The 11,729-nt window shown below is 74.1% G+C and carries 8 protein-coding genes; 1 reads left to right on the top strand and 7 read right to left on the bottom strand.

The features are described 5' to 3' along the window. The first annotated feature begins 106 nt into the window (after window positions 1–106). Complete coding sequence (locus tag ACZ6D7_RS37935; RefSeq protein ID WP_469500864.1) at window positions 107–835, top strand: ZIP family metal transporter; 729 nt, start codon at window positions 107–109, stop codon at window positions 833–835. 11 nt (window positions 836–846) lie between these two features. On the opposite strand, the gene cobI is transcribed toward ACZ6D7_RS37935, so the two are convergent. The 7 genes from cobI to ACZ6D7_RS37900 are packed head-to-tail and all read right to left on the bottom strand — an operon-like array spanning window position 847 to window position 11,709. Next, window positions 847–1,593 carry a precorrin-2 C(20)-methyltransferase gene (gene cobI, locus ACZ6D7_RS37930; RefSeq protein ID WP_469500862.1) on the bottom strand — a complete coding sequence of 249 codons (747 nt, stop codon included), beginning with the start codon at window positions 1,591–1,593 and terminating at the stop codon, window positions 847–849. Continuing rightward, the gene (locus ACZ6D7_RS37925) at window positions 1,578–2,957 is read right to left on the bottom strand and encodes a cobyrinate a,c-diamide synthase (RefSeq protein WP_469500860.1); all 1,380 of its coding nucleotides are present in this window, start codon (window positions 2,955–2,957) and stop codon (window positions 1,578–1,580) included. The genes cobI and ACZ6D7_RS37925 overlap by 16 nt, the downstream gene beginning before the upstream one ends. Then, window positions 2,957–3,556: a cob(I)yrinic acid a,c-diamide adenosyltransferase gene (gene cobO, locus ACZ6D7_RS37920; RefSeq protein ID WP_469500858.1), complete on the bottom strand. Its 600-nt coding sequence runs from the start codon at window positions 3,554–3,556 to the stop codon at window positions 2,957–2,959. The genes ACZ6D7_RS37925 and cobO overlap by 1 nt, the downstream gene beginning before the upstream one ends. Beyond that, a complete protein-coding gene (locus ACZ6D7_RS37915) occupies window positions 3,556–5,604 on the bottom strand; it encodes a putative cobaltochelatase (protein WP_469500857.1) in 2,049 nt (682 codons plus the stop codon). Before ACZ6D7_RS37915 ends, cobO begins: the two co-directional genes overlap by 1 nt. After that, window positions 5,601–9,254, bottom strand: a complete 3,654-nt coding sequence (cobN, locus tag ACZ6D7_RS37910) for a cobaltochelatase subunit CobN (protein ID WP_469500856.1) — start codon at window positions 9,252–9,254, stop codon at window positions 5,601–5,603. The genes ACZ6D7_RS37915 and cobN overlap by 4 nt, the downstream gene beginning before the upstream one ends. Further along, window positions 9,251–10,762, bottom strand: coding sequence for a cobyric acid synthase (locus ACZ6D7_RS37905; RefSeq protein ID WP_469500854.1), 1,512 nt, complete (start codon window positions 10,760–10,762; stop codon window positions 9,251–9,253). Before ACZ6D7_RS37905 ends, cobN begins: the two co-directional genes overlap by 4 nt. Continuing rightward, the gene (locus ACZ6D7_RS37900) at window positions 10,759–11,709 is read right to left on the bottom strand and encodes a cobalamin biosynthesis protein (RefSeq protein ID WP_469500853.1); all 951 of its coding nucleotides are present in this window, start codon (window positions 11,707–11,709) and stop codon (window positions 10,759–10,761) included. Before ACZ6D7_RS37900 ends, ACZ6D7_RS37905 begins: the two co-directional genes overlap by 4 nt. Window positions 11,710–11,729 lie beyond the last annotated feature (20 nt).

Below are 11,729 nucleotides of genomic sequence, written 5' to 3'. Positions count from 1 at the left end.
GGGTTTGCGTGCTGGTGTGCTGGATCGCGTGCGGGGCTGCGTGGGGCACAGGTCAGTGCGGGGCGCTGATGTGCGTGACCGGGGTCGGATCGGATACCAAGGGGCCATGGCCGTCCTCGTCGCGCTCGGCGCGTTCCTCATGACGTTGGCCGGCGGCTGGACGGCACAGCGTGTCACCGACCGCCGTCACCTGGTGCTCGGCCTGGCGGGCGGCCTGATGCTGGGTGTGGTCGGCCTGGACCTGCTGCCGGAGGCCCTGGAGGCGGCGGGCACGGAGGTGTTCGGCGTCCCGGCCGCGCTGCTGCTGTTCGTGGCCGGCTTCCTGGTGGCCCATCTGGTGGAACGTCTGCTCGCGGTCCGCCAGGCCGCGCACGGCGCCGAGGAGGCCGACGGCCGGGCCCCCGAGGTGGGTCTGACGGCGGCCGCCGCGATGGTCGGCCACAGCGCCATGGACGGCGTGGCCATCGGTGCCGCTTTCCAGGTCGGCGACGGCATGGGCGTGGCGGTGGCCCTCGCGGTGATCGCGCACGACTTCGCGGACGGCTTCAACACGTACACGATCGCGAGCGTCTACGGCAACGCCCGCCGCAAGGCGCTGGCCATGCTGTTCGCGGACGCGGCCGCACCGGTGCTCGGCGCGGCCTCGACGACCTTCGTCACCATCCCGGAGCAGCTGCTCGGCGGCTACCTCGGCTTCTTCGGCGGCGCGCTGCTCTACCTGGCGGCCGCCGAGATCCTCCCCGAGGCCCACCACGAACACCCCGCCCGCTCGACCGTGCTGTGCACGATCGCGGGCGCGGCGTTCATCTGGCTGGTGGTGGGGCTGGCCGCCTGACGCCCGGCGATTCACAGCTTGCCGCCCCGCCCGCCCTCGCGCCGCGCGGGCGCGATGAGCGTCGAGAGGTAGGGGAGGGGCTCCCCGTCCAGCTCGGCGGCCGGCCGGACCGACTCCTCCGCGAGCCCGAGCGCCGACCCCCACACCGCGTCCGCGAGCCGCCCGGTCTCCCGCAGCGCCTCGGCGACCTCGGCGGCCTGCCGCCCGAACTTGTAGGCGACGACGGTCCCGGGACCGGCCAGCGCCTCCTTCAGCGCGGCGGAACCGGCGGTCACGGGCACCAGCGTCAACGGCTCGGTCCCCTCGGTCAGCACCGCACCCGACCGGGCCGCAAGGTCCTGCATGGCGGTGATCCCGGGGACGGTCTCGACGACGGTCCCGGGCACCAGCTCCGCGATCGTCTGCGCGAGATAGGTGAAGGTCGAGTACACGTTGGGGTCGCCGATGGTCGCGAAGGCGACGGACGCGTGCCGCCGCAGCAGTTCGGCCACCCGCTCACCGGCCGCGTCCCAGGCGGCCTCGCGACGCGCCCGGTCGGTCCGCTCGTTCAGCGCGAACACCACCCGGACGACCTTCTCCCGGGGCACGTAGTGCAGGACGGTGGCCTCGGCCCGCCCCCGCTCCCCGGAGTCCATCACGGGTACGACGACGACATCGGCGCCGCGTAGCGCGTTGACGCCCTTGACGGTCACCAGCTCCGGATCCCCGGGACCCACCCCGACTCCGACCAACCTGCTGTCGCTCATGACGTCCGGCACCTCTCCACGAACCTACGGGCCACACCGGGCTCGGCCGCCCAGTGCGTGTGCAGATAACTCGCGTGCACACCGCGCGCTACGAAACCTTCGACCCGCGGCCGGGGCGCACGTACCCCCCAGGCGGGAACCGCCCCCGAGCCGGGCTCGACGACGGTCCGGTGGAACTCGTGCCCGCGCATCCGCGTACCGGCCACGGCCAGCACACTGTCGCTCACGGCGACGGCGTCCCGGTACCCGAGGGTGAGCCGCTCCGACATCCGCGCGCTCGCGTCCAGGACCCCGCACATCGGCCGCCCGTCCAGCTCCCGGCACAGGTACAGCAGCCCGGCACACTCGGCGGCGACCGGCGCGCCGGACTCCGCGAGCGCCGCGACGGCCTTGCGCAGCGGCTCGTTGGCGGACAGCTCGGCGGCGTACACCTCGGGGAACCCGCCCCCGATGACGAGCCCGGCGGTGCCCTCCGGGAGGGACTCGTCCCGCAACGGATCGAAGGTGACCACGTCGGCCCCGGCGGCGGCCAGGAGTTCTGTGTGCTCGGCGTAGGCGAAGGTGAACGCTTCTCCACCGGCGACGGCGACCAGGGGCGCCCGCTTCTCGGCAGACCGAGACGGTCGGTCGTGGGTGGGCGGGACGGGGGTCCAGGGGGCGGAGTCCCCTGGGAGGGCGCCGGCCGTACGGGCGAGTGCTTCCAGGGCGGCCAGGTCACACCCGTCGGCGACCTGCGCCCCCATCGCCGCGACGGAGTCGACCGCGGCACCCTGCCGTTCGGCCACGGGAACCAGCCCGAGATGCCGGGAAGGCGTGTCCACCTGCGGCGCCCGCCGCAGGGCGCCCAGCACCGGCACCCCGGCCGACTCCAACGCCTCCCGCAGCAACTCCTCGTGCCGGTCGGAGGCGACCTTGTTCAGGATCACGCCCCCGATCCGCACCTCCGGATCCCAGGACACGAACCCGTGCACCAGCGCCGCCACCGACCGCGACTGCGACGAGGCGTCCACCACCAGTACCACCGGCGCCCGCAGCAGCTTCGCCACCTGGGCGGTGGACGCCAGTTCACCCTCCCCCGCGGCCCCGTCGTACATCCCCATCACACCCTCGACGACGGCGATGTCACACCCGTACGCACCGTGCGCGAACAGCGGACCGATCAGCTCCGGCCCGCACAGGTACGCGTCGAGGTTGCGCCCCACCCGCCCGGTCGCGAGCGCGTGGTACCCGGGGTCGATGTAGTCCGGCCCGACCTTGTGCGGGGACACGGCGAGCCCCCGCGCGGCGAACGCGGCCATCAGCCCCGTGGCGACGGTGGTCTTGCCGCTGCCCGAGGAGGGCGCGGCGACGACCAGCCGAGGGACGGAAGGAGACATCACCACTCGATGCCCCTCTGCCCCTTCTGCCCGGCGTCCATCGGGTGCTTGACCTTGGACATGTCGGTGACCAGATCCGCGAGGTCGACGAGCTTCCCGGGCGCGTTCCGCCCGGTGATCACGACGTGCTGGGTCCCGGGCCGCTCGCGCAGCACGGAGATCACCTCGTCCGTGTCCACCCACCCCCAGTGCATCGGGTACGCGAACTCGTCGAGCACGTACAGCCGGTACGTCTCGGCCGCCAGATCCCGCTTGACCTGCTCCCAGCCCTCGCGGGCCTTCTCCTCGTTGTCCATCTGGGCGTCGCGCTGCACCCAGGACCAGCCCTCGCCCATCTTGTGCCAGTCGACGGACCCGCCCTCACCGCTGGCGCCCAGCACCCGCAGCGCGTTCTCCTCGCCGACCTTCCACTTCGCCGACTTGACGAACTGGAACACCCCGATCGGCCAGCCCTGGTTCCAGGCGCGCAGCGCGAGCCCGAACGCGGCGGTGGACTTCCCCTTGCCGACCCCGGTGTGCACGACGACCAGCGGCCGGTTCCGCCGCTGACGTGTCGTCAGCCCGTCGTCCGGCACCACACTCGGCTGCCCCTGAGGCATTACGCGGCCCTCCTCGAAGTCCCCTGCACGTTCCTGACCAGCCCGGCGATCGAGTCCGCCCGCAGTTCGTCGAGCGTCACCGCCGTACCTCCCAGCTCACCCGCGAGCCGCCCGGCGAGCCCGAGGCGTACCGGCCCGGACTCGCAGTCCACGACCACCGACGCGACACCGTCGGCCGCGAACAGCCGGGCCGCCCGCCCCGCGAGCGCGACGGGATCGGGCCCACCCGTCACCCGACCATCACCCCGGTCGGAGGCGCTTCGCGCCGCCCCTCCACCGGTGGCCCGCCCGTCCGTCACGACCACGACCAGCGCGCGCCGCGCCGGATCCCGCAGCCGCTCCACGCGCAGCACGTCGTGGGCCCTGAGCAGCCCGGCGGCCAGCGGGGTGCGCCCACCGGTGGGCAGCGACTCCAGCCGTACGGCCGCCGCGTCCACCGAGGACGTGGGCGGCAGCGCCACCTCGGCGGCCGCCCCCCGGAAGGTCACCAGCCCCACCTTGTCCCGACGCTGATAGGCGTCCAGCAGCAGCGAGAGCACGGCGCCCTTCACGGCGCTCATCCGCTGCCGGGCCGCCATCGACCCGGAGGCGTCCACGACGAACAGCACGAGGTTGCCCTCACGCCCCTCCCGGGTCGCCTGCCGCAGATCGTCCCGGCGCAGCACCAGCCCCGGCCCGGACCGCCCGCGCGCCCGCTGGTGCGGGGCGGCGGCCTGCACGGTCGCCGCCAGGTGCAGCTTGGTGAGCGTCCCCCGGGGCCGGCGCGCGCCCGTCGTACGCCCGTGCTCGGTCCGCGCCCGCGAACGCCGCCCGGCGGCACCCTCACCGATCCCGGGCACGCTCAGCACCTTCGTACGGAACGGTTCGGCCGCGCGTACGGCGGACCGCTCCCCGGTGCCGGAGCCCTGCGGCTCGCCGCCCTCGCCGGCCTCGGGGCGGGCCGCCGTGTCACCGTCCTGCGGACCGCCGTCGTCCGGCGTCGGCTGTCCGCCGCCGCCACCGGGCCCGTCCGGGTCGGGATCCGAGTCGTCCTCGCCGGAGAACTCCTCCAGCGTCTCGTCGAGCTTGTCCTCGTCGAGTCCCGGCGCGTCGAAGGGGTTCCGCCGGCGCCGGTGCGGCAGCGCGAGCAGCGCGGCCTGGCGCACGTCCTCCGCGAGCACGTCCGTCCGTCCGGCCCAGGCGGCCACCGCCGTCGCCGTGCGTGCCATCACGATGTCGGCGCGCATGCCGTCGACCTCGAAGGCGGCACAGGTCGCCGCGATCTGCCGGAGCGCCCCGTCGCCCAGCCGCACCGACGGCAGCAGCGCCCGCGCGGCCGCGATCCGCGCCCGTACGGCGGCCTCCTCGTCCGCCCACCGGGCCGCGAAGCCGGCCGGGTCGTCGTCGTGGGCGAGCCTGCGCCGGACGACCTCCACCCGCTGGTCGGGCTCGCGCGAGGCGGCCACCTCCACCGTCAGCCCGAACCGGTCGAGCAGCTGCGGCCGCAGCTCGCCCTCCTCGGGGTTCATGGTCCCGACGAGCAGGAACCGGGCGGCGTGCCGCACGGAGACACCCTCGCGCTCCACGTACGAGGCACCCATCGCCGCCGCGTCCAGGAGCAGGTCGACCAGGTGGTCGTGGAGGAGGTTGACCTCGTCGACGTACAGGATCCCGCGGTGCGCGGCGGCCAGCAGGCCCGGCTCGAAGGCCTTCACGCCCTCGGCCAGCGCCCGCTCGATGTCCAGCGCGCCCACCAGCCGGTCCTCCGAGGCGCCCACCGGCAGCTCGACCATCCGGGCCGAACGGGTCTCGAACGCCCCCGGCTCGTGCGGCCCGTCCGGGCACGCCGGGTCGGGGGAGGCGGGGTCGCAGGAGAACCGGCAGCCGCAGACCACGTCCAGCGTGGGCACGAGCGCCGAGAGGGCCCGCACGGCCGTGCTCTTCGCGGTGCCCTTCTCGCCGCGCACCAGCACCCCGCCGACCGCCGGTGACACGGCGTTCAGCAGCAGCGCGAGCCGCAGATCGTCCTGGCCGACGACGGCCGTGAAAGGGAAGGGGGTGGTGGTCACTGGTCGCCCTCCAGGTCGCCTTCCAGCTCGAGATAGGTCGCGCGCAGCCGCTCGAGCGTGTCGGCGTCCGGCTCGGCCCACAGCCCGCGGTCGGCGGCCTCCAGGAGCCGCTCGGTGATGCCCCGCAGGGCCCACGGGTTGGACTTCTTCATGAAGTCCCGGTTCTCCGCGTCGAAGACGTACTCCGCGCTGAGCTTCTCGTACATCCAGTCGTCGACCACGCCCGCCGTGGCGTCGTAGCCGAAGAGGTAGTCGACGGTCGCCGCCATCTCGAAGGCGCCCTTGTAGCCGTGCCGGCGCATGGCCGCCATCCAGCGCGGGTTGACCACCCGGGCCCGGAAGACGCGGTGCGTCTCCTCGCCCAGCGTGCGGGTCCTCACCTGGTCCGGTACGGCGCTGTCGCCCACGTAGGCCTCGGGGTTGGCGCCCGTCAGATGCCGCACCATGGCCACCATGCCGCCGTGGTACTGGAAGTAGTCGTCGGCGTCGACGAGGTCGTGCTCGCGCGTGTCCACGTTCTTCGCGGCGACCGCGATCCGCTTGAACGCCGTCTCCATGTCCCCGCGCGCCGCCCGCCCGTCGAGCCCGCGCCCGTAGGCGTACCCGCCCCAGACGGCGTACACCTCGGCGAGGTCGGCGTCGGAGCGCCAGTTGCGGGCGTCGATCAGCGGCAGCAGACCCGCGCCGTACGCGCCCGGCTTGGAGCCGAAGACCCGGGCCGTGGCCCGCCGCCGGTCGCCGTGCTCGGCGGTGTCCTCGTCGGCGTGCGCCTTCACGAAGTTGCTCCCGGCGGGCTCGTCCAGCTCGGCGACCTTGCGGACCGCGTCGTCGATCAGCCCGACCACGTGCGGGAACGCGTCCCGGAAGAAGCCGGAGATCCGGACCGTGACGTCGATGCGCGGACGGCCCAGCTCGTCGAGGGGGATCACCTCGAAGCCGGTCACCCGGCGGGAGGCGTCGTCCCACACCGGACGGCAGCCCAGCAGCGCCAGGATCTCGGCGATGTCGTCGCCCTGCGTCCGCATGGCCGAGGTGCCCCAGACCGTCAGGCCGACGGACTTCGGGTATTCGCCGGTGTCCTGGAGATAGCGCTGCACGAGCGAGTCGGCGAGCGACTGCCCGACCTCCCAGCTCAGCCGGGACGGAATGGCCTTGGGGTCGACGGAGTAGAAGTTCCGCCCGGTCGGCAGCACGTTGACCAGCCCGCGGGTCGGCGAGCCGGACGGACCGGCCGGGACATAGCCGCCGTTCAGGGCCTTGAGGATGTGCCCGATCTCGTCCGTCGTGCGCGCCAGCCGCGGCACGACCTCGGCACAGGCGAACTCCAGCACCGCGACCGCGTCGGGGAGTTCGGTACCGACGACCTCACGGACCAGAGCCGGGACGGCCGTCCCGTCCCACGCCCGCTCCTCCATGCCCTCCGCGACCCGCCGGCACAGCTGCTCCAGCAGGTCGATCGCGTCGGCGGCCGAGCGCGCCGGGCCCTCGACGAGGTCCGTCAGCTCGACCGGCAGCTTCACCGGAGCGCCGGGCTCGGCCAGCAGCTCCTTCTCGACCAGCCCGAAGTGCGCCGCGAACGAGGCCCTCAGGCCCGGCAGCGCGTTGGCCTGCCCGCCCCACACCTGCGCGGCGCGCAGCACCGCGAGCACGAGGTTCACCCGCGGTTCGCCTACCGGCCCGCCGCCGAGGATGTGCAGCCCGTCGCGGATCTGCACGTCCTTGATCTCGCACAGATAGCCGTCGATGTGCATGACGAACTCGTCGAAGGCGTCGTCGTCCGGCTGGTCGTCGACATGCAGGTCGTGGTGCAGCTCGGCCGCCTTGACCAGCGTCCAGATCTGCGCCCGCACCGCCGGCGCCTTCGCCGGGTCCAGGTCGGAGACGAGCGCGTACTCGTCGAGCAGCTGCTCCAGCTTCGCCAGGTCGCCGTAGGTGTCCGCGCGCGCCATCGGCGGCACCAGGTGGTCGACGACGGTGGCGTGCCCGCGCCGCTTGGCCTGGGTGCCCTCGCCGGGGTCGTTGACGATGAACGGGTAGATGAGCGGCAGCTCCCCGAGGACGGCGTCCGGCGCGCAACCGCCGCTGAGTCCCAGCCCCTTGCCCGGCAGCCACTCCATCGTGCCGTGCTTGCCCATGTGGACGACGGCGTCGGCGCCGAAACTGTTCTCCAGCCAGCGGTAGGCCGCCATGTAGTGGTGCGACGGCGGCATGTCGGGGTCGTGGTAGATCGCGATCGGGTTCTCGCCGAAGCCGCGCGGAGGCTGGATCATCACGACGACGTTCCCGAACTGGAGGGACGCCAGCACGATGTCGTCCCCGTCGACGTACAGGCTGCCCGGCGGCTCGCCCCACGCCTCCAGCATGGCCTCCCTCAGCGCCGGGTCGAGCGTGTCGAACCACGCCCGGTAGTCGGCCAGCGGCACGCGCGCGGGCGCGGAGGCCAGCTGGTCCTCGGTCAGCCACTCCACGTCGTGCCCGCCGGCCTCGATGAGCCGGTGGATCAACTCGTCGCCGCCAGAGGGGTACTCGGTGAGCGAGTACCCCGCGTCCCGCAGGGCGTCCAGCACCCGCACGGCCGAGGCGGGCGTGTCCAACCCCACCGCGTTGCCGACGCGCGAGTGCTTGGTCGGGTACGCGGTGAAGACCAGCGCCAGCTTCTTCTCGGCGTTCGGCTTGTGCCTCAGCCGCGCGTGCCGTACGGCGATCCCGGCGACGCGCGCGGCCCGCTCGGGGTCGGCGACGTACACCGGGACGTCGTCGGGACCCTGCTCCTTGAAGGAGAAGGGCACGGTGATGAGCCGCCCGTCGAACTCGGGGATCGCGACCTGCATCGCCGCGTCCATGGGGGAGAGCGCGGCGTCCGACGCGGACCAGGCGGCGTGCGAGGAGGTCAGGCAGAGCCCTTGCAGCACGGGCACGTTCAGGTCGGCGAGCGCCCCGATGTCCCAGGCCTCCTCGTCCCCGCCCGCCGAGGCCTGCGAGGCGTGCGTGCCGCCGGCCGCGAGGACGGTGGCGACCAGCGCGTCCGCCGCCGACAGCAGCTCGTACAGCCCGGCGTCGGCCCCGCGCAGCGAACCGCAGTACACGGGAAGGGCGTTGGCGCCCCGCGCCTCGATCGCGTCGCACAGGGTGTCCACGAACGCGGTGTTGCCGCTCAGCTCGTGGGCCCGGTAGAAGAGCACGCCGACGGTCGGCCGGCCCTCGACCAGGGCACGTTCGCCATGGACGCCGTACTGGGGCATCCGCTGCGGCTCGACGAACCCCTCACCCGTCAGCAGCACGGTGTCGGAGAGGAACCGCGCCAGTTCGGTGAGGTTGGCGGGGCCGCCCTCGACGAGGTACCTGAGCGCCTCCGCGACGACACCGGCGGGCACCGACGACTCGGCCATCAGCTCCGCGTCCGGCACGCTCTCGCCGCCGAGCAGCACGGTCGGGATCCCGGACGCCCTCAGCGCGGCCAGCCCCTCCTCCCAGGCACGCTTGCCGCCGAGCAGCCGTACGACGGCGATGTCCGAGCCCGCCAGGAGCCCGGGAAGGTCCCGCTCGACATCCACCCGGGTCGGGTTGCCGATCCGGTAGTCGGCGCCGGAGGCGGCCCGGGCCGCCAGCAGATCGGTGTCGGCGGTCGACAACAACAACACTGTGCTCATGCGGGCGCTCCCGGTGGAATGAAAGGCAGTCCTTGCGGCGCGCCCGACTCGATGAGCCGCCGGAGCGCGTCCGTGTCCGCGTGCTGTTCGATCAGGTCGCCGAGCCGGTCGAGCTGCTCCTCGCGCAGCGCGGCGAAGGAGGTGTCGGCCGCCGGCACGAACCGGCGGCCCGCGGCGGCCGCCACCTCGCGCAGGAAGGCCCGCCGGAACCCGTCCGACTCCAGCGAGCCGTGCCAGTGCGTGCCCCAGGTCTGTCCGACCCGGCAGCCGTCCAGGAACGGCTCGCCGCCGGTGACGTCGGCCACCCCGTGATGGATCTCGTACCCCTCGACCCGCTCGCCGAGGGCTTCGCCCACCGGCCGGGTGAGGGTCTTCTCCCGGGCGAACCGGACCCGGACGGGCAGCAGTCCGAGCCCGTCGACGTGCCCGCGCCGGCTCTCGACGTCGTCCTCGATGTGCTCGCCGAGGATCTGGAAGCCGCCGCAGATCCCGAGCACGGGCCGGCCCTCGGCGGCCCTGCGGCCGATGGCCCGCGCGAGCCCCCGCTCGCGCAGCCACTCCAGCGCCCGTACGGTCCCCCGGGTCCCCGGCACGACGACGAGATCGGCGTCGGCCAGCTCCTCGGGCCGGTCCACGAACCGCACGACGACGCCCGGCTCGGCGGCCAGCGCGTCCACGTCCGTGAAGTTGGACATCAGCGGGATCGCGCACACGGCGACCCGCAGCACGTCCTCGCCGACGGGCGGGGAGACGTTCGACTCCCGCACGGTCCCGCGCAGCGACACCCGCAGCCCGTCCTCCTCGTCGATCCCGAGGCCGTGCCGGAAGGGCAGCACGCCGTACGTGCGGCGTCCGGTGAGCCCGTGCAGCATGTCGAGCCCCGGCTCCAGCAGGCCGACGTCGCCCCGGAACTTGTTGACGAGGAACCCGGCGACCAGCTCCTGGTCCTCGGGCGAGAGCAGGGCGACGGTTCCGAAGAAGGAGGCGAAGACGCCCCCGCGGTCGATGTCGCCGACGACGAGCACCGGAAGCCGGGCGCCCCGCGCGATCCCCATGTTCACGATGTCGGTCCGCCGCAGGTTGATCTCGGCCGGACTGCCCGCCCCCTCACAGATCACCGCGTCATACGTGCCCCGCAACTCGGCGAGGCAGTCGAGAACGGTTCCGAGGAGTTTCTGCCGGCGCCCGCCGTGGTAGCCGCGGGCGCTCATCTCGCCGACGGGCTTCCCGAGCAGCACGACCTGGCTGCTGCTCTCACCGCCGGGCTTGAGCAGCACGGGATTCATCAGCGCGGTCGGCTCGACCCGGCAGGCCTGCGCCTGCATGGCCTGCGCCCGCCCGATCTCGGCGCCCTCCTTCGTCACGAAGGAGTTCAGGGACATGTTCTGCGCCTTGAACGGCGCGACCTTGACCCCCTGCCGCACCAGCCACCGGCAGATCCCGGCCGTGACGACACTCTTGCCCGCGTCGGAGGTGGTGCCGGCGACGAGCAGACCCCCGCCCCTCATGACGCACGCCCCTTCGCCCTCGTGGCCGCGGCCCGCGCGGCGACGGTGACGCCGAGCACGAGCAGACCGACCCGGCGGGACAGCCGTACGGCCCGCTCGATGTCCTGGACCTCCACGGCACGCCCTTTCTCGTTCAGCACCGGCCGGTGCTCGACCCGGCCCCCGTACGACAGCGTTCCGCCCAGCCGTACCCCGAGCGCCCCCGCGAAGGACGCCTCGACGGGCCCGGCGTTGGGACTGGGGTGCCGGCCGGCGTCGTCCCGCCAGGCCCGCACGGCCCCGCGCGGATCGTCCCCCGCGAGGGCGGCGAGTACGGCGGTCAGCCGCGCCCCCGGCCAGCCGGCGAGGTCGTCGAGGCGCGCCGAGGCCCACCCGAAGCGCCGGTACCGGGCCGACCTGTGCCCGACCATGGCGTCGAGCGTGTTGACGGCCCGGAACCCGAGCAGCCCGGGCACCCCGCCGACGGCCCCCCAGACCAGCGCCCCGACGACGGCGTCGGAGGTGTTCTCGGCGACGGACTCCACCACGGCCCGGGCGATCCCGTCGGCGTCGAGGGCCTGAGGATCCCGCCCGCACAGATGCGGCAGCCGCGCCCGCGCCGCGTCGACGTCCCCCGCCTCCAGCGCGCGCCCGATCACCCGGGCCTCGCGGACGAGGGAGGTGCCGCCGACGACGGCCCAGGTGGCGGCGGAGGTGAGGGCCACGGAGACGGCGGGGGAGGACCGTACGGCGCGCGAGGCGACGGCCCCGAGCGCGACGGCGCCCCCGGCGCACACCGCGGTGTGCAGCGCGCCCCACCCGCGGTGGTCGCGCCACAGCACCCGCTCCACGGCACCGGCGGCCCGCCCGAAACCGGCGACCGGATGGCCCCGGCGCGGATCGCCGAGCAGCAGGTCGCCGAGGAGGCCGAGGGCGGCGCCGTACGCGTGAACGCGATCGGCACGCACCGGCTCAGCCGGCCGTGGGG

It is taken from the genome of Streptomyces sp. NPDC041784 (genome assembly GCF_055591025.1).
The sequence above is the reverse complement of the archived record's forward strand: the minus strand, read 5'-3'. Positions and strand labels throughout refer to the sequence as shown.